Here is a 24,412-nt window from a genome sequence, read left to right as displayed (position 1 = left end):
ATTCCTCCTAAAATTGTTTTATTACTCCCATTTAAATGTATAACTGGCAATCACAAATGCTACTAGTATCCAACCGCCTAAAACGGCTGATTCCATTCCTAAGCCGGTCCAGGTTGCCCCTACATTCATCGTTTCACGCAATGCCGTGCTTAAATGGGAAATGGGCAGCAGCTTTACGATAGGCTGAAGATATTCAGGCATATTTTTTATTGGAAAGAAAACTCCCCCCAAAAATAACATCGGAAATGAAAGGACACCTGCGATAGGTGCAGCACTTTCAGGAGTTTTTGCAATTCCCGCGATGATAAACCCAATTGCCATAAAAGCAAGTGTTCCAAGAATGATAAAACTTATCAAGGTGAACCACGAACCGCGGACTTCAACACCAAATAAGAGATGGGCAACAAGTAATACAATCAGTGCCTGCATTCCATTCATCAGCAGCCGTGCGGTAATTTGCGCAGCAATGAAAGTGGAGGCTTTAAGAGTGGTCCCCTGCATCCTCCGTAATATCCCGCGCTCTCTCCAGGAAGCAATCTGACCGGCTACCCCATTCATGTTGTTACTCATAATCATCATCGCCACAATCCCCGGTACCAAGAAATCAATATATTGTAAATGAAGTGCTTCGATACCGTGAGCTTCCATCACAACCATAGGCTTATAGGAAACGATTTGCTTACTGATCCCATCGATTACGCCATTGACAAGAGCTAAGCCTACTTGTGATACAGCATAATTGGTATCATTAAAATAAACCGGGATGGTAAATGGCATTGCTTGTGACCCGCTATTTTTCAAACTAGCTTCATAACCCTTTGGAATGGTGACAACCAGTTGCAAATCACCATTCTTCAGACTCGTTTTTGCAAGCCCTTCATCTTTTTGTATCTCTAAATGAATGGCTTCATTTTTTTGTAGTACTTTTACAAACTCACTTGAAAACGATGAGTGATCATGATCAATCAAGCCAATCGTCAGGGAAAGCCCATTCCCTTTGCCTAAAAATAACCCCAGCATGGTCATGAGAAGGATCGGGAGGACCAAAGTCCAAATCAGCACTTGGCGATTCCTGAGAAAAATGCGCAGCTGTGCGAGTGTTAACTGCCAGTAAGCCTTCATGCTTCCCTCAAACTCCTTCCCGTCATGTGAATGAATACATCCTCCAGAGTCGCTGTCCTGGTTTGCAAATCAACCACTTGCAGATTTTTTTCTGCGGCAAACCGGATTAAGCCCGTCAATGTGCTTTGCAGATGATCCGAATAAAGGATATGAATATCTTTATGTTTTCCTACTTTCTTTACCCCTTCAATACCGGAGAAATCAATCAATTCTTCCTGCTGTACGACTCTAAATTCCAAGGCACTATCGGACTGAAGGCTTTTCACTAATTGAGCAGGGGTATCCAAAGCAATCAGTTCCCCTTGATCCATAATGGCTATCCGATCACAAAGAATGTGGGCTTCATCCATGTAATGAGTGGTTAACACAATCGTTTTGCCTTTATTTTTTAACTGAAGCACAATATCCCATAATGTTCTTCTGGCCTGAGGGTCTAAGCCTGTTGTCGGTTCATCCAAAAAAACGACCTCCGGATCGTGGACTAAGGCAAGAGCAATCGCTAACCGCTGCTTTTGACCACCCGAAAGCCCTTTTATCCGACTTTTCCTTTTCTCAGAAAGCAACATATCATCTATTAATTGAGCAATAGGAATATGGGATGGATAAAAGCTTGCGTACATTTGCAGGATCTCTTCTACAGTCAGCAGCTCAAAAAGCGAAGTAGATTGCAACTGTACGCCAATGATTTCTTTAATCTTCTTAAGATCCCGCAAAATATCGAATGAGCCAATATTGGCTGTTCCTTTATCCGGTTTACGCAGACCCACCAGCATTTCAAGTGTAGTCGTTTTCCCTGCACCATTTGGACCTAAGAGACCAAATATCTCACCCTTGAATACTTGAAAATCGATACCCTTCACGGCCTTAAAGGACCCATAGTTCTTTACAAGTCCTTTTACATTAATAATAGAATCATGAGAAAAATTCATATAGGTGCCTCCTGCTCTGCTTTCAAACAGAATCGGAAGCGTCTGTCCCCCCTGCTTCCCCAATATCGTTCATTAAATTTCTCCAAAGAATGCCCGTCATCATAATCAATTCCTTCTTTGAATAAAATCCCGGGCTTATTCAGTCAGCCAACCAATGGCAAGCATAGTCTACCGAAGTTGGATTTAAATAGCTATAGCAAATTTGTAAAAGTATCCATAAAAGATGAAATAATCTACTCTATTTTGACCCTCCTAATTTTAATTTTTAGTTTTTTATTTGAGTTCTGATAGTCCCTCCATTAAAATCTAAAATAGGGTTTAAAAATCAAGGAGGCTTCCCATGAAACTTAGTACTGAAGAAATTGAAATTTTAAAAATAATCGAAGAAAATCACAAAGCATCAGTTGAAACCGTCGCTCTAATGGCGATGTGCAGCGAAGAAACCGTAAGAAATACCATTAAAAAATTAGAAGAAGAAAAAATTATCATGAGCTATCCGACCTTGATTGATTGGACGAAAGTGGAGGGTCAGGAAAGCATCATTGCCATGATCGATGTGAAGGTAACCCCGAAACGCGGAGTTGGCTTCGATGAAGTTGCCGAACGGATTTATCGTTTTCCTGAAGTGTCTTCACTGTATCTCATGTCAGGTGCCTACGATTTGTCGATAACCATTGAAGGAAAAACCATGAACCAAATCGCCAGCTTTGTATCGGAAAAATTATCAACGATTGAAAATGTGATTTCCACCACCACTCATTTTATGTTAAAAAAATACAAACATGACGGTGTTATCTTTGAAAGCGGCAATGACAAAGATCGCAGAATGGTTGTTTCGCCATGAAAAAGGATTATGCTTCCTACATTTCTGAAACAGCCAATCAGATACAACCTTCCGGCATAAGAAAATTTTTCGATTTGGCAGCTAGCATTAAAGACGTTATTTCCTTAGGTGTCGGCGAACCGGACTTCGTCACACCTTGGAATATACGAGAAGCAACCCTTTTATCGATCGAGCAGGGCTTTACCTCCTATACGGCAAACGCCGGCTTGCTTGAATTAAGAGAAGAAATCTCTGCCTACTTACAGCGGAGATTCGCTGTTGCTTATGATCCGAAAAATCAAATTATTGTCACAGTCGGAGCCAGCCAGGCCATTGACTTGGCTTTTCGTGCGATTTTAAACCAAGGGGATGAAGTTCTGATTGTAGAACCGGCTTTTGTCTCCTATGCACCACTGGTCTCCATTGCCGGAGGAAAGCCAATCGCCCTTTCCACATCGCCCGAAAATGGCTTTAAAGTAACACCTGAACAAATTGAAAAAGCAATCACGGAAAAAACAAAAGCGATTTTGTTGTGTTCACCGAACAACCCAACAGGAAGTACGTTAAACAAAGCAGAACTGGTGGAAATCGCAAAAATTATTGAAGAGCATGATTTACTCGTCGTTTCAGACGAAATCTATGCGGAATTAACCTATGATGAAACCTTTACAAGCTTCGCCGCAATCGAAGGAATGTACGACCGGACTATTTTAATCAACGGATTTTCCAAAGGATTTGCAATGACCGGCTGGCGCTTAGGTTTACTGGCAGCCCCGGCAGAATTGGTTCAAGTGATGCTTAAAATCCATCAATATACCGTCATGTGTGCTCCTCATATGCTGCAGATCGGGGCAATTGAAGCACTTCGCAATACGGATGACGAAGTAGAAAATATGAAAAAAAGTTACCTGAGAAGACGGAACTATATGGTGCAAAAGCTCAATCAAATCGGTTTGGACTGCCATACACCGGGCGGCGCCTTTTATGTGTTTCCTTCAATACGGGCAACCGGACTAACCTCTGAACAATTCGCCGAGGAACTTCTCATCCAAGAAAAAGTCGCGGTTGTTCCGGGTAATGTATTCGGCGAGAGCGGTGAAGGCTATATTCGCTGTTCCTACGCAACCTCGATGGAACAGCTTCAAGAAGCATTGATAAGAATTCAACGGTTTATTGAAACAAAGGGAATCTATGGCGAAGAAACTTCCCGAAAAATGCCGCAGGATTCTTTGCGGTCCTAGCCGGAATAAACAAGAAGGTTAATTTCATTCAAAAAATACAAGGTATTCCTTTCACAGGAATACCTTACTTTTAAATTTATCCCGGATAAGTAAAATGGGAGCGGGAATTGCACTACTGATTCCTTCCGGTCGAACAGTAATCCCATTCTGTTAGAGTATTGATTCAGTAAAAATTTGATTCGTTTTGATCTATTATTTTCCGGTTTGTCCTGAATCCTGATCTGACCCGTTGTTTTGTGACTGATCAGAACCGTTGTTTTGCGAGTCGCTAGCACCCTTGTCTTGATTTTGCTGAGGATTCGTATCCGTTTTTTGCTGATTACTGCTACAACCTGAGGCAACTCCTACTAACATGAAAGACGCCAATAATGCTAAACCCCATTTTTTTAAATCTTTCATTTTCCAATTCCTCCTTGATTGTTTCAATATTCGGTACAATCCTATCTTACAAAAATCTTTTAAAAAAAGAATGCAAACCATCCATTCTTTACATTAATTAACAGATTGTTAAAAATTTTCATAAAAATTTAGTAATTTTTTAAACATATCTAGCTCTTTTCGCTCTTTCTTTTTATCAAAGGAATACTTAAAGCCTGAAGTAATCCTCTCGCCATCTTTGCAAATCCTTTTGCAAATAGGTATTATTCTTTGCTTAAGGTAAGGATATTGCTACTACATGTACTGATTGACATTGAATTTCCCTATTTTTGGGATAAAATGTAAAATAATGAGAATAAAATCAATAGATAATCAAATACTACAAATAACTACTTAATGGGAGGTTTATTATGCGCTCTGATAATTACTTTGCTGTATTTGTTTTCTTTTCCCTTCTCGGCATTGCCGCTACTACTATTTTTAGTAGCATTTTAATTTCTCAAAACAAAAGGTTGATGTATACACAAGAAAATAAAAAATAATTATTCCTTCACAGAAAAAAGCACTCATCCTTGAGCGCTTTTTTCGTATTTTTGGAGTGCTTTTATGCTACGCTCAAACGCCGTTAGCAAATGCTAACCCCTTAGCTGCAAGAGCACGACGAAGCTGCATCGCTTACAATGTAAAATAAATTCTTCATGTCAATGAAACAAAAATAAGCGATTTTTTTATTCCCGTTGAATAAAAAAGTCGCTTCTACTACCTATATTCAACTATTTTTCCTTATTCACTTACCATTTTATCTTCCATATGCTTTGGAAAATAGTCATGTATTTGATTAAATAAATACGTAAGATACGAATTAAGTTCAAATCGGTCATCCTGGATAAAATCAGCCAACAGGATCTTATTTTTTTCCACGTTTTTCTCCCCTTTGTTTTTTCTTCCACAGGCTCCCCTCGACACAATACTTTAGACTTATATTTATATATATATGAATCGTTTTTCTAGCAATCAGTTAAAATGAAGTATCGGCCCCGCCTACGCCAAATACCATGATGACCACACACGCCATCGCCCTGTCTTTATTATAAATGAAAGCGTTTCCATTACCAAGTATTTTCATTATACAAGTTCCGACATCTACCTTCGAATTTAGTCGTATTACCTAAATTTTTAGAAAATTCTTGAAAAACAAAGCTGCGAAGAACTTATGATCATTCCATACACGAGGCTGCGGATTATTTCATTGCCGGCTTTTTACATGAGCTCCAAAACCAAGAACAACCGAAGGTCCTTCACTCCTTTACCATCAGCAAGTTTAGCAATTGTAAATGGTGTAGCCATGTAGGATGTCATTACCATTACGCCCTCCCCGTATATAGTAAATTAAAGGTTTACTATTATTATGGAGCTGGAATGAGAATTTTATACTTCTATTTATTAAACTTTTAATCTAAAAATTTTTCTGCAAAAAGGGAGCCGAAATCACAAAAAATAATTTAGTAGGAACGGCAGGACAGTAAGGATCACCGGGGATTACTAGAGGAAAATCAGAAGCCTTCAAAGAATTACAGATTCGTTTTAATGGGCCGTTCACCGACAACGGCCCTTAATTCTTCTTAACACAGTAACCATGCATGGGAATTACCCCCATTCACTCCTTCGATTGGTCCAAGGGAATGGAATAGTAGGTATCGGCAGGCCGAGTGCCCGACAAATAGGCTCCCATCCCTCAGAGGCATGCCACTCCAGCAGCCGGTGACGAGGAACAATCTTCCTCACCTCGGCATTATAGCGCTCGTAGGCTGCCAACATTGTCGCTTGGTCATCCCAGTGCTTTGTCCCCGTGAAACGCTCCAATAGATCCGGAAGCCCGCGTCCGTCTTTCCATTTGGGAGAAAGGGCCATACGTGCGGTGAACAGAACGGTCTCATTGAAGCTGTGCCACCAGTCCTCCGCGTTGTCTCTTACTGACAGCAGCACCAACGCATCGGGATTGGCCACACTCAATTCACGCCAAAACATCGACGCAGGCCAGTCCACTGCAGCAACAAACCCTTCGAGCAGCTTATCCCAATCGGTAGTCCCGCCTGCCAGTGCACCGTTCCAGCCACTACCCAGATTAAAGGGATGACCGTGGATCTCACTCATGTTGTAACAGCTCCCGCCGAGCAAATGCTCAAGTGCGAAACCGAGAGAGCTTGTTCCCGTACGCGGAAGACCCGCCCCTATGACTCGTAGACTCATCGTTCGTATCCCCCCTTTTTTATCCTTCCTTGATGATCTAACCGATACTGAGTTGAATCCCGTCGACCGGTTAGACTATTGATTCATTATATTCCGATTAATTCGGATAATTTTATATTATTTGCCGGATTGTTCTGTACCTTGATCAGATCCATAGTTTAGAGGCGGAGTAGAACCGTTGTCTTCACTTAGTTGCGTATTAACCTCGGATTTTTTTTCATTTGAACTACAACCTGAGGCAACTCCTACTAGCATGAAAGATGCCATTAATGCGATAAGCCATTTTTTTAAATCTTTCATTTTCCAATTCCTCCTTGATTGTTTCAAAATAAGGTACAATCTCAGCATACAAGAATCCTAGGAAAAAAGAATACGAACAACAATTTCTTTACATTAATTAACAGACAGTTAAAAATCTTCACAAAAATTTAGTAGTTTTTTAAAAAATTTAGTTCTTTCAGCCCTATTTTTTCGCCTCTAATTCTTCATAAACACCGTGGTGCTTAATTATATCCGGGCTTTTTTATCATGTCATCATTACTTTTTCAATATACCTAAATATTCCTTCCACGGCCCAACGTCCGCCCTGTATCTCTCAGCCATGACCCGTACAATTTGGGCAATATGCGTTAAATCATGAACAACCCACGTAGAAAGTAATTCTCTTAACTTCACTACTCCGAATGCAGGATGTGAACCCGTCAGTTCAAGATGCAGCTCAGGTTCAATAAGGACCTTTAGTTTGGTTATATTTTGTGTTCTAATCGTTTTAAATTCAAGCAACTTTTGTTCAATTGATTTTTCAGAGCTATCATTTAAGTGAGAATAACGATCAAATGGGGGAAAGGGTTTACCTTCACCTTCCTGAAGAATAAATTCTAACCTTGGAATCCAATTATTTTTCTCTCCCTCAATGAGGTGCTCAATCACTTCAGAGACATTCCAGGTTCCTTCGCCTTCATTGCATTGCAACCAGCTATCAGCTAAACCCGCTAAAAAATACGCCAATGTTTGTGGTGTACGCTCCAAAACCTCAATAGCTTCTTTCAAATTAAAATTCATATAAAATCCCCTTTCTGTGATTACCATTATTTTAATAGAACTTACATATAGCTTTTTCGCCCCTCCAATGTAAAGGCACTTAGTATTTCGCAGTTGCCCTTATCGAAGCTGTTATGTCCTTTAACAGCAAACTCAGAAAGCCGGAAGCTGGATTTTTAGAACTATCGCCTAATTGGGTAAATTTGAAAAAAGCAGATGGTACAAGCGGATCTTTTAAAGATTCCCGTTACCATCTGCTTTTATTAAACCGTAACTCATTACGATCTTAGACACTTGCACTCTTTAGTGACATTATCTGCTTAGCGTTTACGCCTAATTGAAAAGGCTTTATCCAGTTTTTCAAATCCGATTCGCGGGTAATATTCAATTGCATTAGGTGCTGCAACCAATAGCAATGTAACCTCATCACCAAGTTTTTCTTGAATAATGCGAACAAGTTCTTTCCCAATTCCAATTCGTTGATATTCAGCATCCACAGCAAGGTCTGACAAATAACAGCAGTATGAGTAGTCCGTTATTGCTCTTGCGAAACCCACAAGTTGACCGTTGTTTCTCGCTGTTACAATAATGTCTGCATGATCGACCATCCGTTGAATGCGGTCTAAATCATCTACCGGTCTAGTAATCCCTGACTTTTTAAAAACATCTGCTACTTCAGAAGCAGAAATTTTTTGCGCAAATTCGTATTTAATCTCCATATCCCCTGTTCCTCTCATCAGTTAGTATAACTTCACTAATAAATTCGACAGGTTCCCTTTGCTGTCCTGTACCGTTAACAAAATTAACAAGACCAAAGCTGTAATTTTAAACAAATATCGAAATGGCACTGTAAATCAATAACAGTCCCATGATTACATTAAAACGTTTTTCATATTTTGAAAGGAATTTTTGAAGCAAAGAACCGAAAATCGCCCAACACAACGTGGCCAAAAATCCAACAAAAGCCAGAAACACCGAAAACAAAATTAAGCTTATGTTGGATTTATAATAGGGGATGATAAAAGAAGATACCGCTGTGATGCCGTACAAAATCCCTTTTGGGTTGATAAACTGTAATAGAAGAGCAGAAAAGAAAGAATTCTGCTTTTCATTATCTATGTCATTTTTATGTGATTTACTCTTAATTATTTTTATAGCAAGGTATATCATATACAAACTTCCCAAAATACTCATCACGAACTTTATTTTAGGCATAAGGCTATACAAAAGAAGATTAAAATAACAGCACAGAAGCATAATGACAAAAAATCCAAAGCCAACACCAAGATTGAAATTAAGGGTCTTTTTCAACCCATATTTATTCGCATTTGACATGGACATGATGTTGTTGGGACCGGGCGTAAAACTGGTCACAATCACATAAAACAAAAACGGTGCTAACAACATTTGATCTCTCCCCCTCATATGATATAATTGCACAAAATGGACGCTTCAACGTACGTACGCTATGATTATACAATACGAACGCCATAAAGCACAACGAGAAGGTGTGATTCTTTTTGGAGAACATAAATTTTGTACTGGCAAAAAACTTAAAGAGCCTACGAGAACAAAAGAAACTGAGTCTCGATAAGGTTGCAGAGATGACGGGTGTAAGCAAGACGATGCTAGGTCAAATTGAACGCGGGGAATCCAATCCATCTATTAGCACTGTGTGGAAAATAGCTAATGGATTAAAAATTTCCTTTACTTCCCTTATTTATCAACAACAGCCGGACACCGTTATCGTACTCAAAAACGAGATTCAGATGTTAAATGAAGATAACGGGAAATTTCGGATTTATCCTTTTTTTCCTTTTGAAGACGGGAGACGTTTTGAAATGTATTTGGTTGAGATTGACAAGGGGGGTTACTTGAGCTCCGAACCGCATAGTGAAGGGACAGAGGAATTTATAACCGTGTTGGATGGTGAACTAACGATCCGTATAAATAACGAAGAATATACGGTAAAAAACGGAGATTCCATACGATTTAGAGCGGATAGATCCCATGTATATCATAATTCCGGTAATACGCAAACCAGAATAAGCATGGTGATACACTATCCGAATTAGATATGAAGCCCCCTTTCTAACTAATTACGGGTTTACTTATGAAAAAGTTAACAACTCTTTCATTCTTCGACAAATTCCATCAAAAATGAGGAAAATGAAGAGGGTATCCCATTAAGACTACGGGACACCCTCCAAATTTCTTCTACTGCTATTTACGTCTTGAATTGCAGACTACAGAAGCAGCTTCTTCTATCATTTTCTCACTACAAACTTATCAGTCCGGCACCCTCTTTAGGCAGTCTTACTACAATCGTGGTACCCTCATTTTCCACGCTGGATATGGCAACCGATCCTTTGTGATTTTCAATAATCCTTTTGCTTATCATGAAACCAAGACCTGTTCCTTTCTCTTTCGTTGTGTAAAAGGGTTGCCCCAGTTTTGAAAGGATATGGTTCGGTATCCCTGCCCCTTGATCGATAAAGTAAATGAATAGCTCTTCTTTATTGATATCCTTAACTTGTATAACTAATTTTCCCCCATTAGGCATCGCTTCAATGGCATTTTTAATAAAATTAATACAAACCTGCTTTATTTGATTTTGTTCACATTTTAAAAATAGTTCATCCGAATCAAGTTCAGTTATAATTTGAACATTATTCATATGTGCTTGTGCATCCAATAAAGTAACAACATCCTTAATTAACAACGAAATATTCTTTCGTTCAAAATGAACGGCCTGTGGTTTGGCGAGCATTAGAAGTTCGCTGAGAATCAGTTCAATTCGTGCTATTTCTGATGCCATAATGTCATAATAAATTTCCTTTTCCATAGCTCCATTCTGCAAAAGTTGAAGAAATCCTTTTACCGTAGTAACGGGATTACGTATCTCATGAGCAATACCTGCAGCTAATTCACCGGCGATCGATAACTTTTCAGTCCTTATTAGCAACTCCTGCGCTTGTTTTCGATCGGTAATATCTCTAATGATAACGGCTCGTCCACTAATTCTATCTTCTTCGTCCTTCAACGGGAAAGTCGACAACATCACTTGAAGGATGGTGCCGTCCTTCGTTTGCCTTACGGATTCATATCCTTCAATGTTTTCGCTTAAGATCGTATAGCTTCGATTTCGATTAACTTCAAATTTTCTGTCTTCCGGAATAAACGGCAAATCGTTGGCATTTAACCCCAATACTTCCTTTGCAGACCAGCCAAAGGTGCTTTCGAAAGCGTGATTGACAGCGACGAGCTTATCGTCCTTATCAAGGATTAAGATAGGATCTAAATTTTGCATAATAAATGATTTCAGCTGGTGTTTGGTTGCCTTTAACCGCTCCTCCATTTTTTTATGGTCCTTTTGGATCAACAAGGAAGGAAACATTACTGATCTTTTATTATAAAGATTGGATTTCATTAGCTCTTTATCAGTCATAAAGTATTCATGGCTTCTAAGCAAACTATTTTGAAGAGTTGCCGAAATGTGATTGCCATCGTAGGCACAAACAGAAATTAGTCCCGCGGAATTCACACTATGATCTGCCATATTTTCATAGTTTCCGAGTAAGGAAGTGATCGTATCCTGCTCCTTCCATACAACATGGGCCCACGTTCTTATTGAAATTTGCTGCTCACGAAAGGGTTTTACTATTTCTGTAAAATGATTGACAATTTTCCCGCAATGAAAGTCCCCGTAAAAACGATAAAATTCATAATTATCAACGTAATGAATCGATGCTAATTCCTCACGGGATAACGATTCTTGAAGCCGGTGATAGATACGCTCGTATCTTGCCTTACTTTCAATAATCAAAAGATGATGCCCATGTTCAATACCCGTTTTTATGTAAGAAACCGCATTTTCAACATAACTCTCAATGTCATCGTAGATATATAAAATATGTCCATGGTTTGATATTTCAATCATTTGGGTTAATTGTATAATCTTTTCGTTCATTGAGCACCTCATATAAATATTCCAACAATTATAAAATAATTATAAATTAAAGTAATATCAATTGATACTATTCACTGACATAAGAAAAGCGCAAGCGCTTCGTTTAGCGCACGACAGGACTGGAGCGGACCGTATGGGATAAAGGAAACACGAAGAGCGTTAGCTTTTTCGTGTTGACTTATCGTAAGGAGGTTAGCGAAATACACTATCCCCCGGGCGCTGGAGCCGGACAATTCTCTAAGTCAAAAAATTTATACTTATTCTTTGAAAAAGAGAAGTGTGTTAACACTTCTCCCTTTCAACCTTTAAAACTCAAATTCTTTTATTTTATGGTAACCATGGTGCTGGTGCCGGTTTCATCCACTTTCCGTTGAGGACATATGTCCTTCCCCAACCACCCGGATTTATTCTTTAATTAACATATAAAACTACATGGTTGGGGAGAGGAAAAATGAAAGGAAGCTTATTTGCATTTTTAGGCGGGGCTTTTATTACCCTGCAAGGAGTGGCTAATTCCCGGATTAGTCAAGATATCGGCACTTGGCAAACGGCGACGCTTACCCAGTTAACCGGATTCATTATGGCCTTGTTTATTCTGATGTTTGTTCGGGACAGAAAATGGAAAAAGTTAAAGCAAGTCAAACCGTTATACTTGACAGGCGGTGCCTTCGGGGCAATAGTAATTTTCAGCAATGTCACTTCAATTCATTATATCGGTGTTACCCTTACGATATCCGCTCTCCTGATAGCCCAACTGAGCCTGACCTTTTTAATTGATGGAAACGGATGGTTCGGTGTGGTAAAGCAGAAGATGAGACTGCCGCAGTTCATCGGAATCGGGTTGATGATCGTTGGTGTGGTAATACTAAGGTTTTAATCACATTAGGGGTGGAAACGGGAAATGAAAGTTATAAAAGATCGTGAACGGCTGCAGCATTATTTGCACGCTCACAAAATCGAAGCCATATTTAATGAACAAATCATGCCGTATTTATCATTGTACAGCTTTGAACAAGGAGAATTCATCTGTTCCCAAGGTGAATCTTCCCAGTATTTGTACGTACTTGTGAAGGGGAAGATTAAAATCTACACCACTTCAGCAGAAGGCAAAACACTCATACTTTCTTTTAAGACTCCCCTTGAGGTGATCGGGGATATTGAATACGTTCAGGGGATTGACATCATCAATACAGTGGAAGCAGTTTCGTCTGTCTGTATGATCGGTGTTCATCAAAGCATGTTGACAAAATTTGCAAAAGATTATTCACCGTTCTTACAATTTTTACTGGATATCATTACAAAAAAGTTTTACATGAAATCCACTTCTTTGAGCTTCAATTTGTTTTATCCGGCAGAGGTACGATTAGCAAGTTATTTATTGTCCGTCACCTTTGATGAAAACGATTCACTGTTAAAAGGGCAGCTAAGAACATCCAGACTAACGGATATAGCAAACTTAATCGGAACCAGCTATCGGCATCTGAATCGGATCATTCACCGGTTTTGTACGGATGGGCTGCTTGAACGCACGAAAGAATTCATCCTTATTAAGGACAGGGAAGGATTAAAGTCACTGGCTAGCCGTAACATCTACGAATAAACGAAGTCGGGACGTCATATGACGAACTCCGAAAAATATCAACACACGGGAGAGTATAACTATGATTCTAGGACTATTATTGGCGCTTATTGCAGGCTCGCTCGTCAGTCTGCAAAATATTTTCAACAGTAAGGTGAATCAACATGCGGGGTCATGGTCGACAACTGCATTAGTATTAGGATTGGGCTTCCTCGCTTCATTGACAATTGGCCTATCCTTTGAAGGTAAACATCTCTTTATTTTGCATCATATGAAGTCCTGGTACTGGTTCAGCGGGCTAATCGGAGTAGGAGTGGTAACCTGTCTGGTACAGGGCATTAGGCTCCTCGGTCCAACCTATGCGATCTCTATTGCACTGACATCCCAGCTCGGGTTTGCGCTATTGTGGGACTCACTCGGTTGGCTCGGTCTGGATAAAGTCCCTTTTACCTTCAACAAGTTGGCAGGCGTACTCGTCATTTTGAGCGGCATTTTTGTCTTTAAATTGAGCCAAAAACACGGGACCGACGGGCAATCCCGGCTGCCTCAGAATGGCTAAGCGGCTCAGCTTATTACAGTTTTAAACCAAACAATTATTATAAATGTAAATAAAAGTTCAATGTCCTGTAACATTTTTCTTGTAAAGTTTTATTATCCCCAACAGGAGACTCTTCCTACTGCAAATTAAATGACAAAATAATGTTCCCCTATACAGTATTTTTGAAATGTAAATTCCCTAACACATGCTCAAAAATATCGGGAGGTGTTTACGAAAATGACTTCCTCCTCAAAAAGGAGTCTTTACTTTGACAATGCAAAATTCTTTTTAATTTTTTTAGTCGTATTCGGTCATGTTATTAGCCCATTAAAAGATAACAGCCATATTTTATTTACTTTATATTCCGTCATCTTTCTTTTTCATATGCCTGCCTTCATTTTTATTTCCGGTTATTTTTCCAAGGGATTCAATAAGAAAGGCTATCTTTTAAAAATTCTTAAGAAAATTTTATTACCGTATTCCATTTTTCAAGTCATCTATTCGATTTTCTATTATTGGGACGGCGAGACTCCAAGTCTTAAATTGGACCTGCTTCACCCCCATTGGTCACTATGGTTCCTATTAAGCCTGTTCTGTTGGAATCTGTTTCTATATATTTTTGCCCGTTTAAAATGGGCCGGGTTAGTAATAGCTATAGCAATTGGGATTGGAATAGGATATTTTGATCATGTAGGAAGCTTTCTATCATTATCTAGAACCCTTGTGTTCTTTCCCTATTTTTTATTAGGATATTTAATAGAACCAAACCATTTAAAAATGGTTAAAAAAGCCAGGTTTTCCGCTGTAATCGGAATTGCTATCCTCATAGGAACGGCGCTATTATTTGCCGCCTTGTTCCCAAAGGGTGCTATGCCATGGTTATTTGGAGATACCTCCTATGCTGATATGGGTGTGAAGGAATTAGCAAGTGTTCTCAAGCGTTCATCACAGTATTTAGTAACATTAATTGTTACGTACGGATTTTTGGCAATTGTTCCAACCAAAGGCTTTATATTCACCGTAATCGGGCAACGCACTTTATATATCTACCTCTTACATGGTTTTATCATTAAAACAATTGAAATGTTCGTCTCTGACAACACACTAAATGGATTTTCTACTCATTATCTACTACTACCGATTTTCTCTTTAGGAATTTGTTTTTTACTAGGGAGCATTTACATTAAAAAATATACATGTCCATTGGTTGAAGTGAGCATTTTCGATACAAAAAGCATCATGCATAAACTGCATTTTTAATTGGAGGATACGCTAATGGATGAACAGGACTGGCTAATCTTAAAGGTGCTTTACGAAAAAAAGAATATCACGAAAACTGCTCAAAGTTTATATATATCACAACCATCATTAACGAAAAGAATTCAACAAATAGAGAAAGAATTTCAACTGGCAATTGTTAATCGGGGAACAAAAGGTGTTCAATTTACACCCCAAGGAGAATATTTAGCTCAATGTGCGGATGAAATGCTGAATCGTCTCCAACAGATTAAGGATACAGTATTAAATATGGATGAAGAGGTTAGCGGCACCTTACGCTTAGGGGTTTCCAATTACATAACAAGGCACAAGCTACCACGCCTGTTAAAACTTTTTCGTAAACAATTTCCAAAAGTAAACTATAAAGTAACAACGGGTTGGAGTCGGGATGTATTTAATCTTGTCTATAATCGGGATGTTCATATTGGGATTGTCCGCGGGGACTATCAGTGGCCGGAATCAAAGATGCTGCTCTTTGAAGAAAACATTTGTATCACATCATTAGAAAAAATGGAATTTCGCGATTTGCCCTCACTGCCTAGAATTGAATATGAAACAGATGCTTTACTAAAGACAATGATTGATAATTGGTGGAGCAGAGAATTTTCACAGCCTCCTTTTATAGGGATGGAAGTGGACAAAGCCGATACGTGCAAAGAAATGGTTTTGAACGGTTTGGGATATGGAATACTTCCCAGTGTTCTTGTTGAGGATTATCAACACCTCAATCGGATCAATCTAACAGATGAGAAAGGTAACCCTCTTATTAGAAAAACGTGGATGTTGTATCATGAAAAATCTCTTGAGGCAAAGGTAGTTAAAGAGTTTGTCCAATTTGTAAGAGAATTGGATTTAAGATCTATTTAAAGAAAGCGTGGGTAAATGCTCAACGGGATTACTATTGAGGTGCAAAACCGGGAAATCGCAGGTAGAATCTTATCATTAATCAAAAGCTTTTCACCAATTAAAACGCAGAATAATACACGTAAAGAATGGCTCGAAGTTTCCCCCAAGCCATTCTTTCTTTTATACTATATTGGATAGTTTGTTGATTTTAAGAAGTCTCCTAATCGTGACCGTTTTACTTTTAAACGTTCTTAAAATATAAAACCCAGTTATGACTAGATGCTTTAGGCCTAACCGATTAAACCGGGATACGGACAAACTTATACTGGGCCTGTCCGAATCAAACCCCCATTCGGACTATCATCGGCGATTTCCTGCTGGGCTTGTCCGAATCAACACCTCATTCGGACTATCATCGCCAATTTCCTGGCGGGCCTGTCCGAATCAGCACCTCATTCGGACTATCTCATGCGATTTCCTGCTGGGCTTGTCCGAATCAACACCTCATTCGGACTATCATCGCCAATTTCCTGTCGGGCCTGTCCGAATCAGCACCTCATTCGGACTATCATCGCCAATTTACTGCTGGGCTTGTCCGAATCAGCATCCCATTCGGACTATCATCGCCGATTTCCTGCCGGGCTTGTCCGAATCAACACCTCATTCGGACTATCATCGCCAATTTCCTGGCGGGCCTGTCCGAATCAGCACCTATTCGGACTATCTCATGCGATTTCCTGCTGGGCTTGTCCGAATCAACACCTCATTCGGACTATCATCGCCAATTTCCTGTCGGGCCTGTCCGAATCAGCACCTCATTCGGACTATCATCGCCAATTTCCTGTCGGGCTTGTCCGAATACCAACCTCATTCGGACTATCTCATGCGATTTCCTGCTGGGCTTGTCCGAATCAACACCTTATTCGGACTATCATCGCCAATTTCCTGCCGGGCCTGTCCGAATACCACCCTCATTCGGACTATCATAAGCGATTTCCTGCTGGGCTTGTCCGAATACCACCCTCATTCGGACTATCATAAGCGATTTCCTGCCGGGCTTGTCCGAATCAACACCCCATTCGGACTATCATCGCCAATTTACTGCTGGGCTTGTCCGAATACCACCCTCATTCGGACTATCTCATGCGATTTCCTGCCGGGCCTGTCCGAATCAACACCTCATTCGGACTATCATCGCCAATTTCCTGCCGGGCTTGTCCGAATCAACACCGCATTCGGACTATCATCGCCGATTTCCTGCTGGGCCTGTCCGAATACCAACCTCATTCGGACTATCATAAGCGATTTCCTGCCGGGCCTGTCCGAATCAGCCTCGCATTCTCTTTGTAACTGCAATTATGCTCAAATACTCGGTTAAATTTACACATTAAATCACGTTAAAATCACATCCTGTCCAATAATAATTTCTATCCTTTAGAATGGTATCTCATGAAAATGTTGTCATTCCATTTTGGCATACTTGTCGATAAATTATTTGTATTTCAACTGTATGGATATTGTTTTTATAATTAAATTGTTGAGGGGGGAGGAGCAATTGGAGGGAAATTCAAAACAACTTATTGCAACATTAATGGAGCACGAGGGGAAAGACTTTGATGCAACATTAAAGGATGAGATCAAAGGGATAGTTGGATTTAGTTTTAGTAGCTACATTAAAAGGGCAAAAATTAATATTAAAGCCGGGAGAATAACAGTTAGTGAACATAATACAGGAAAATACTTTTGCTTACCGATTAGCGGCATTAAAGAAATACACGATGAAACCTGCGGTCAGTATGATATAGCATTTACAGTAAACTACAACAATGAGTATTGTGTCTTTATACAAATATTTGAATCCTCTTAGGAAGGAATAAGACAGCTAAATAAGAACACCTACATCTAATAGTACAATTATCCTAAGTTCACACTGCAAGTCTTGTATGGTTATTAAAATGGAGAGGATTATTTTATGGGCGTTTTATTTCTTATTATATTGAATGTTATTTTACCGGTTTTTTCTCTTATTGGAGCCGGTGCATTTCTTCACCGGAAATTTAAATTAGACCTGAACACCTTATCTAAATTAAATACATATTTACTGATGCCGGCTGTGAGTTTTGCCAACGTATATCAAAGTAAAATAAGCGGAGATACACTCTTGCATATTCTCAGTTTCCTTATCATACAAAATCTTTGTTTAATGATATTCAGCACAGGAATATCCAAAATGGCGAAATTTGAGAGAAGTCTATCTTCCACCTTTAAAAACAGTGTCGTACTCAGCAATTCGGGGAACTTTGGATTACCTGTCAGCCAGCTCGTTTTTCAACATAATCCTTTAGGTTTATCGATACAAGTTGTCATCATGATATTTCAAAACCTCCTTACTTATACATATGGATTATTTAATTCTGTATCCGTTGATAAGGAAAAATTCCAAGCGCTAAAAATTTTTCTGAAAAACCCTGTCGTCTACGCTTTTTTGTTTGGGGTTTTTCTTCATGCCCTTTCGATCAAAATCCCGGGATACATATGGGCCCCTATTAATAATGCTTCAAACGCTTTTTTAGCAATCGCACTTGTTACGCTAGGTGCACAAAGTGCTTTTCTAAAAATAAATCATTTTTCTATACCGTTGGTTCTAAGCCTTATTGGGCGGCTGATTTTTTCGCCTTGTATTGCATTCCTCATTATTTTAGTTTTAAATTTGAAAGGCATTACGGCACAGTCATTGTTTATTGCAAGCTCTTTCCCGACTTCAAGAAACAGTTCCCTTTTTGCATTGGAATATGGAAATCATCCTGAATATGCAGCACAAACCGTTTTATTGTCTACTGTATGTAGTATGATGACAGTAACCACAGTTGTATTTTCATCTCATTTGATATTTCCGTGATTAGTCTTTTCAAAATGATAAAAATGAAAATAAATATAAGAAATGGCTCAGTTTAGTCAACTGAGCCATTTTTTCACTCCTTCATTTTCATTTCCCTGATTGTCCATTCACATCAATAAATGGCGTTGCACCACCTGTTACATTTGGAAGATGTCCATCCCATTTCTCTAAGGCTTTTTCTTGAACTTCAATTTGTTTTAATTGAATTAACTCGGGGGTTACTTCCTGCTTTTTCAATTTTAAGGCCTGCGCTTCGGCACCTGCTTGCGCGATTTGCTGCTGAGCTTCGATTTTGATTCTATCTAAATCTCTTTGTGCTTTTAAGGCATTTTGTTCGGCCGTTTGTTTGGCTTCAATCGCTTTATTGAATTCCTCGCTAAAAGCAAATTCCTTAATATTGATATCTTCCAGCTTCATATAATATTTTGTTAATTTTTTTGCCAGCATATCCTTTACCTGCGAGGATACCTCCGGACGTTTGGAAATTAATTCTTCTGCAGTGTACTGAGCCGTAATGGCCTTTAGTGATTCTGCAATCGCCGGGTCCACGATCCGAGAACGGTAATCTAATCCGATATTTTGATAGAGTTTATTGACTGCTTCGGGATCGACAGAGTAGTTAACAGCAACCGTGGTCGTGACCATTTGAAGATCCTTTGACGCTGCCGTTTGAGCACTTTCTTCCTTTTGTACCCGCACTTCAATCGGTTGCACAGATTGAATAAACGGAAGTTTAAAATGAAAACCTTCACTTAAGATGGCCGGTTTAACTGCACCTAATTGTAACAAAACTCCTCGATAACCGGATTGAACGGTTGTAACGGAAGAAAAAATAAGAAATACTACGAGAAGTCCAATAAGACCGCCTATAATTCCTTTCACGTAGTTCATTCCATACCCCTCCATTTAATCATCTGAAATTCGGTCATGAATCCACCTCCAAATTGGTATATTAATATGCAATGACTACTTATCTGAGTACGTACTTTGTAAAGTATATTAGCGGGAAGGGGTAGGCGAAAGTACCAATTTTTAAGCAAAGTGTAACAATTTGTTAAAAAACAAAGTCTAATTTTTGTAAAAAAATAATAATGAGGGGGATCAATAGGTTGAAAAATAAAATGATTATGATGGTTTTGGGTCTTTCTATTGCACTTGCCGGATGTAGTTCCGTGGAGAAACAAAAAGCGGATGTCACCACAGAAAGGAATAAGCACTCTAGTCAACAAACATCACCTTCGAACTCATCATCTACAAATACAACTATTAATTCCAATCAATCTCCCGGAACATCATCGGACTCCGGTAAAACGACATCAAACACACCGGCACCCCCTGCAACGAATCCCGCTACATCCGGTACTATCAATATGAGCACGATTACTGCCGTTAGATTAGCTGATTTCAATACAGGCTGGGTTGGCGGCAATGGCTGGATAGCCAAAACAACGTCCCGCGGGAAAAATTGGGCGGTTGTTTATCAAGGAAGCGGAACCGTGCAGCAACTATTTGCGCTCAATCCTTCAGAGGTATGGGCCACCTTAAATCAAGGCAGTAACAGTCTGAGGCTCCTGCAATCCGGTGATGGCGGACGGCACTGGGTTGCAGTCGGAACTGTACCAAATAACGCGTATCTTCATTTCACTTCAAAAACGACTGCTCTAAGCGGGAATGCCTTTTCGCAAGATGGCGGGAAATCATGGCATTTACTGCCTGTACCAAAAAACATGGTTGGTGATGCGTATTTTCACGATGTGAAAAATGGATGGGCGGTTACCCAAAGGAATAATGAATTTTATGTAAAAAGAACAATAGATGGCGGAAAATCATGGGAAACAGTACTGACTAAAAGCCTTTCATCCCCTCTGGCTGATGCCGTCATACGCTCGGCAGGAACGAATGATGCCTGGATTGAACTAATTGGAGGTACGGGAATGACGCAAACCTCTTACTCCGTTTTCCATACAACCGATGGCGGAACGTCATGGAAGACAGTCATTGCTAATTCCACGGCAGGCGGCGGACCGGCTCCCGGATTTAGCCAAGACTATAATAAAGGACCTATTAATAAGGGGTCGAAACCCGGACCACTTTATGTGGTAAATCCGGAAGTTGCTTTCATGGGTGGATCCTGCCCTGCCTGCGATAATCCGAATTCCATCGGATGGACGAAAGATGCAGGAAAAACATGGGTGAATAGTAACGTGGCGTTAGAAGGATACGGAGAAGCTTATTTAGCGATAGCAGATGCGAATCACGGATGGTGGATCACGACTGAAAATGGCAAACCAAGTTTGATGTATACCACATCAGATGGCGGAATTCACTGGAATCAAATCCATATTTTTCGCTAAATGAAAGCAATCAATTCCCGGTATTAGAAAAGAGTAGGACCTTTCCTATCCAAGGAAAAGTCCTACTCTTTTTCATGATCTATTTTTTAAACACAAATGATTTAGGTGAGCTACCGGTAACATCTAAACAATCAGCTTTATACCACTAAAAATAATGATGGCAGCTACCACGGTACGGAGTGGTTTGGCAGGAACTTTGGCTGATAGAGTACTCCCTATCAAAACACCGGGAATAGAGCCAATTAATAAGTTTCCTACAAGGGTGTAGTTTACACTGCCGGCATGTGCATGGAGCAGCCCTGCGACAGTCACCAATAAAAATGCGTGGGCAATATCTGTACCGACCAACTCAGATGATTTCAATCGGTAAAGATATAACATAGCAAGGGCAAATAAAGAACCTGATCCAATGGAAGTGAGTCCGACAATAAAACCAAAGACGACGCCGATACAGATTGTTAATCCTCGTTTATCTTCGATAGCCTTTAATTGCCAACGGTTAGGTCTTATTTTTTTATCAAAAAAGGTTCGAATCAAGATGGCAATAGCAACTAAAATAAGGACATAACCAAGAGATTGCTTTATTAATTGTTCTTGATTATGATAGGAAGCTTCGAAAAGTTGCAGGATTCCAATCGCCGCAGCAGCACTTGGAACGCTTCCAATTGCAAGGTATTTCACTAATTTGAAATTAATTGTTTTTTGCCTCCAATGCTGTACGACACCAAACAGTTTTGTGATGGAGTTATACACAAGATCTGTTCCTACTGCAATAGAAGGATGAATCCCTACCATTATAAGAACAGGCGTTAAAAGGGCAGCCCCCCCTACACCTGTCAGCCCTACTAAAAAGCCAACCAACAAACCCATAGCTGCTATACCGATACTCATCGTAAATTTCTCCTTTTTATACCCAAGTAAATATATATGAATTATAGAATTTAATGATTAGCTTGTAAACAAATATTCTAAATTTTCTATCGTCTATTTTTAAAAAAAGCTATTAAATTTAATAAATTGGTGCACATTTATATATATTATGACAATATTATCAACTTGGACCCCTTACCCTTTAGGTTTAACCCGCTAAATTGCTGTTACTTTCCTTTTTTCATTCGTCATATTTTGTTCAATTCTTTTTAACAAACATGTGAAATAGTGAACAAATTACTCTCGTTTCAAGATAAAAGGATTATACTAACAATGTAATCAAGTTACCAATAATACTTTTCATAAAGGGGTCTTTTATATGTTTAACAAATTTTTAAGACAAAATAAAGCGGCTGCAGCTATTCTTACCGTCTTACGTATATATCTTGGGTATGCATGGTTAACAGCCGGTCTGCACAAGCTTACAGGCGGTTTTGATGCTTCCGGTTTTCTAAAAGGCGCGATCGCCAATCCGGTTAAAGGTCCGGACGGCAGCATGGTCTATGCTACTTATGTAGGATTCTTAAAACACATTGCCTTACCGAACGCTCACATCTTTAATACTATTATTCCGTTAGGTGAATTTCTTGTCGGTCTAGGACTTATTCTCGGATGCTTAACAACAGCGGCTATGTTCTTCGGCTTACTCATGAACTTCTCTTATGTGATGGCCGGTACTGTTTCTACCAACCCAATGGATATTTTACTGGGTGTCATCATCCTTGCTGCCGGTTACAACGCAGGCAGCATCGGTCTTGACCGTTGGGTCGTTCCATTTATCCGTAAAACGGCTGCTAAAGGAAACAAAGCAGCAACATATAGGGCTTAACACAAAAGTACCTCATTCCGAAGGATCGGAATGAGGTACTTTTTTCATTATGCTGTTTTTAAATCCTCTTATCGGCGAAAAAATAGATCGGCCGTAATCCCTCTTTTTTCTAGACTTGGATTTCGTGTGAAGTTCTAGAAGTAAAGAATCTTTCAATATAGAATTTAGTAATCAAAAAGCCAAGCAAAATGACCACAGTAGTCCATACGCTTGCCTCGATTCCAAAAGATCCCCCTGTCCAAATGTTATCAGAACTCTTAATATGAAAGAAACCATTTCCTTTTGTACCGCTGACATTAAATCCAAGTATGTTCCCTTGAAAGAAATTCCAGGTTAAATGATACCCCATTGACATCCAGAGTGTCTTTGTTTGTATGAACATGTAGGCAAACAAAAAACCGATGAGAAAGACATTAACAATCCCCAGTAAATGTACATTGGGATTTCCAAGATGTGCAAATCCAAAAACCAAACTGGATACAATATAAATAATAGGATAAGATTTTGTCTGCTTTAAAGCGGAAATAACATAGCCACGGAAGAATATTTCCTCATTGAGGGCTACAAAAATGAAACTCACAAAGAGTAAACAGATTTCTGTTAAAAAATGAAGAGTAATTTTAGCAGGAACCAAGGTGATTTGCTTCGTCACTAATAGAATCAATGTAATGAAAACAATAGATGCTGCACCTAAAAACAATCCAAGCAGTAAGTTGCTTCCTTGAGAGCGAAGAGAAGTAATTCCTACATCTTTCCACTTTTTCTTCTCTTTTTTCAAACAAATCAATACCGCAACAATGACACCTAGTAACTGAGTCAAAATCAAGAAGAAATTAGTAAAAGGATTATCTGCTAATATATCAATAGGAATGCTCCAATTTGATCCAACAATCAACACCGGTATGGAGAAGAGCCCTGTCAGGATGTTCATAAGTCCAAATGCTAAAATTAACTTCCAACCACTCCTTACTTGACCTTCTGTGTTTTTAAACCATTTTTTCATGCAAAATCTCCTATCAGATAATAAAATAAGAATCTATTTGTATTTTTTACTACATTTTATCACAGCAAAGAACCTCCACTCTTCATTATAATTAAAATAACCGGAGTAAATATCATTGAAAAAAGATATTAGTTGTAACCTTTATTCGCCTCCTGTTATTTCCTTCTTAAATTTTTAATTGGATGTTCATAGAATTGTAATATTAAATTTGTACTATTATTTATGGGCACCAAACCTAATGCCTTTTCACTCTTTCGTAGCTGTTGAATCCGGCACCGGCCTAGTGCCGGATTTAAACAAAGAAGGACTTCCCCGTTCCATTAATATATAAAAAACACTGCCCCCCTTACTTCAAAAGGTTTGCAGTGTTTTTGTATGATACTTATTAGAGATCCTTAAACA

At 39.2% G+C, this 24,412-nt stretch carries 25 protein-coding genes; 12 read left to right on the top strand and 13 right to left on the bottom strand.

Features of this window, described 5'->3' with window-relative positions:
* Positions 1 to 21: 21 nt before the first annotated feature.
* Complete coding sequence (locus tag AC3ANV_RS02660) at positions 22 to 1,122, bottom strand: ABC transporter permease (RefSeq protein WP_488312139.1); 1,101 nt, start codon at positions 1,120 to 1,122, stop codon at positions 22 to 24.
* Positions 1,119 to 2,051, bottom strand: coding sequence for an ABC transporter ATP-binding protein (locus tag AC3ANV_RS02655; protein WP_488312138.1), 933 nt, complete (start codon positions 2,049 to 2,051; stop codon positions 1,119 to 1,121). Before AC3ANV_RS02655 ends, AC3ANV_RS02660 begins: the two co-directional genes overlap by 4 nt.
* Positions 2,052 to 2,391: 340 nt before the next feature.
* Between AC3ANV_RS02655 and AC3ANV_RS02650 the strand changes: the two genes are divergently transcribed.
* Both AC3ANV_RS02650 and AC3ANV_RS02645 read left to right on the top strand, forming a co-directional pair.
* Entirely contained in the window at positions 2,392 to 2,895 is a 504-nt protein-coding gene (locus AC3ANV_RS02650; protein ID WP_488312137.1) for an Lrp/AsnC family transcriptional regulator, read from the top strand.
* Positions 2,892 to 4,115 carry an aminotransferase gene (locus tag AC3ANV_RS02645; protein ID WP_488312136.1) on the top strand — a complete coding sequence of 408 codons (1,224 nt, stop codon included), beginning with the start codon at positions 2,892 to 2,894 and terminating at the stop codon, positions 4,113 to 4,115. Before AC3ANV_RS02650 ends, AC3ANV_RS02645 begins: the two co-directional genes overlap by 4 nt.
* 192 nt (positions 4,116 to 4,307) lie before the next feature.
* On the opposite strand, the gene AC3ANV_RS02640 is transcribed toward AC3ANV_RS02645, so the two are convergent.
* The 7 genes from AC3ANV_RS02640 to AC3ANV_RS02610 form a co-directional block, all read right to left on the bottom strand.
* Positions 4,308 to 4,514, bottom strand: coding sequence for a hypothetical protein (locus AC3ANV_RS02640; protein WP_488312135.1), 207 nt, complete (start codon positions 4,512 to 4,514; stop codon positions 4,308 to 4,310).
* A gap of 762 nt (positions 4,515 to 5,276) precedes the next feature.
* Positions 5,277 to 5,414, bottom strand: a complete 138-nt coding sequence (locus AC3ANV_RS02635; RefSeq protein ID WP_488312134.1) for a hypothetical protein — start codon at positions 5,412 to 5,414, stop codon at positions 5,277 to 5,279.
* Between the two features lie 726 nt (positions 5,415 to 6,140).
* Positions 6,141 to 6,743 (bottom strand): sulfotransferase family protein, encoded by a 603-nt coding sequence (locus tag AC3ANV_RS02630; RefSeq protein ID WP_488312133.1) that lies wholly within the window; start codon positions 6,741 to 6,743, stop codon positions 6,141 to 6,143.
* Positions 6,744 to 6,860: 117 nt separating this feature from the next.
* Positions 6,861 to 7,043: a hypothetical protein gene (locus tag AC3ANV_RS02625; protein WP_488312132.1), complete on the bottom strand. Its 183-nt coding sequence runs from the start codon at positions 7,041 to 7,043 to the stop codon at positions 6,861 to 6,863.
* Between the two features lie 237 nt (positions 7,044 to 7,280).
* The gene (locus AC3ANV_RS02620) at positions 7,281 to 7,805 is read right to left on the bottom strand and encodes a DinB family protein (protein WP_488312131.1); all 525 of its coding nucleotides are present in this window, start codon (positions 7,803 to 7,805) and stop codon (positions 7,281 to 7,283) included.
* A 299-nt stretch (positions 7,806 to 8,104) separates the two neighbouring features.
* On the bottom strand, positions 8,105 to 8,503 hold the full coding sequence (locus AC3ANV_RS02615; RefSeq protein WP_488312130.1) for a GNAT family N-acetyltransferase: 399 nt from the start codon (positions 8,501 to 8,503) through the stop codon (positions 8,105 to 8,107).
* Positions 8,504 to 8,609: 106 nt separating this feature from the next.
* A complete protein-coding gene (locus AC3ANV_RS02610) occupies positions 8,610 to 9,191 on the bottom strand; it encodes a LysE family transporter (protein ID WP_488312129.1) in 582 nt (193 codons plus the stop codon).
* 113 nt (positions 9,192 to 9,304) lie between these two features.
* On the opposite strand from AC3ANV_RS02610, the gene AC3ANV_RS02605 reads away from it, so the two are divergent.
* On the top strand, positions 9,305 to 9,859 hold the full coding sequence (locus AC3ANV_RS02605; protein ID WP_488312128.1) for a helix-turn-helix domain-containing protein: 555 nt from the start codon (positions 9,305 to 9,307) through the stop codon (positions 9,857 to 9,859).
* A gap of 203 nt (positions 9,860 to 10,062) precedes the next feature.
* On the opposite strand, the gene AC3ANV_RS02600 is transcribed toward AC3ANV_RS02605, so the two are convergent.
* Positions 10,063 to 11,754, bottom strand: a complete 1,692-nt coding sequence (locus AC3ANV_RS02600) for an MEDS domain-containing protein (RefSeq protein WP_488312127.1) — start codon at positions 11,752 to 11,754, stop codon at positions 10,063 to 10,065.
* Positions 11,755 to 12,205: 451 nt separating this feature from the next.
* On the opposite strand from AC3ANV_RS02600, the gene AC3ANV_RS02595 reads away from it, so the two are divergent.
* The 7 genes from AC3ANV_RS02595 to AC3ANV_RS02565 all read left to right on the top strand — a co-directional run bounded on the left by AC3ANV_RS02595 (position 12,206) and on the right by AC3ANV_RS02565 (position 18,894).
* Positions 12,206 to 12,631 carry a DMT family transporter gene (locus tag AC3ANV_RS02595; RefSeq protein ID WP_488312126.1) on the top strand — a complete coding sequence of 142 codons (426 nt, stop codon included), beginning with the start codon at positions 12,206 to 12,208 and terminating at the stop codon, positions 12,629 to 12,631.
* 24 nt (positions 12,632 to 12,655) lie between these two features.
* A complete protein-coding gene (locus AC3ANV_RS02590; RefSeq protein WP_488312125.1) occupies positions 12,656 to 13,354 on the top strand; it encodes a Crp/Fnr family transcriptional regulator in 699 nt (232 codons plus the stop codon).
* 61 nt (positions 13,355 to 13,415) lie between these two features.
* Complete coding sequence (locus AC3ANV_RS02585) at positions 13,416 to 13,892, top strand: DMT family transporter (RefSeq protein WP_488312124.1); 477 nt, start codon at positions 13,416 to 13,418, stop codon at positions 13,890 to 13,892.
* 216 nt (positions 13,893 to 14,108) lie between these two features.
* Positions 14,109 to 15,131 carry an acyltransferase family protein gene (locus AC3ANV_RS02580; protein ID WP_488312123.1) on the top strand — a complete coding sequence of 341 codons (1,023 nt, stop codon included), beginning with the start codon at positions 14,109 to 14,111 and terminating at the stop codon, positions 15,129 to 15,131.
* 15 nt (positions 15,132 to 15,146) lie between these two features.
* Complete coding sequence (locus AC3ANV_RS02575; RefSeq protein WP_488312122.1) at positions 15,147 to 16,016, top strand: LysR family transcriptional regulator; 870 nt, start codon at positions 15,147 to 15,149, stop codon at positions 16,014 to 16,016.
* Positions 16,017 to 17,550: 1,534 nt separating this feature from the next.
* Entirely contained in the window at positions 17,551 to 17,862 is a 312-nt protein-coding gene (locus tag AC3ANV_RS02570) for a hypothetical protein (protein ID WP_488312121.1), read from the top strand.
* 105 nt (positions 17,863 to 17,967) lie between these two features.
* A complete protein-coding gene (locus AC3ANV_RS02565; RefSeq protein ID WP_488312120.1) occupies positions 17,968 to 18,894 on the top strand; it encodes an AEC family transporter in 927 nt (308 codons plus the stop codon).
* Positions 18,895 to 18,981: 87 nt separating this feature from the next.
* Here AC3ANV_RS02565 and AC3ANV_RS02560 read toward each other — a convergent pair whose 3' ends face one another.
* Positions 18,982 to 19,785 (bottom strand): prohibitin family protein, encoded by an 804-nt coding sequence (locus AC3ANV_RS02560; protein WP_488312119.1) that lies wholly within the window; start codon positions 19,783 to 19,785, stop codon positions 18,982 to 18,984.
* 218 nt (positions 19,786 to 20,003) lie between these two features.
* Here AC3ANV_RS02560 and AC3ANV_RS02555 point away from each other — a divergent pair, with 218 nt between their 5' ends.
* Complete coding sequence (locus AC3ANV_RS02555; RefSeq protein ID WP_488312118.1) at positions 20,004 to 21,248, top strand: WD40/YVTN/BNR-like repeat-containing protein; 1,245 nt, start codon at positions 20,004 to 20,006, stop codon at positions 21,246 to 21,248.
* Between the two features lie 123 nt (positions 21,249 to 21,371).
* Here AC3ANV_RS02555 and AC3ANV_RS02550 read toward each other — a convergent pair whose 3' ends face one another.
* On the bottom strand, positions 21,372 to 22,139 hold the full coding sequence (locus AC3ANV_RS02550; RefSeq protein ID WP_488312117.1) for a sulfite exporter TauE/SafE family protein: 768 nt from the start codon (positions 22,137 to 22,139) through the stop codon (positions 21,372 to 21,374).
* Positions 22,140 to 22,497: 358 nt separating this feature from the next.
* Here AC3ANV_RS02550 and AC3ANV_RS02545 point away from each other — a divergent pair, with 358 nt between their 5' ends.
* Positions 22,498 to 23,007 carry a DoxX family membrane protein gene (locus AC3ANV_RS02545; protein ID WP_488312116.1) on the top strand — a complete coding sequence of 170 codons (510 nt, stop codon included), beginning with the start codon at positions 22,498 to 22,500 and terminating at the stop codon, positions 23,005 to 23,007.
* Between the two features lie 109 nt (positions 23,008 to 23,116).
* Here the strand turns inward: AC3ANV_RS02545 and AC3ANV_RS02540 are convergent, their stop codons facing one another.
* Positions 23,117 to 24,010 (bottom strand): CPBP family intramembrane glutamic endopeptidase, encoded by an 894-nt coding sequence (locus AC3ANV_RS02540; RefSeq protein ID WP_488312115.1) that lies wholly within the window; start codon positions 24,008 to 24,010, stop codon positions 23,117 to 23,119.
* Positions 24,011 to 24,412: the final 402 nt, after the last annotated feature.

This window comes from Neobacillus sp. DFD-2R, from assembly GCF_057747865.1.
The sequence above is the reverse complement of the archived record's forward strand: the minus strand, read 5'-3'. Positions and strand labels throughout refer to the sequence as shown.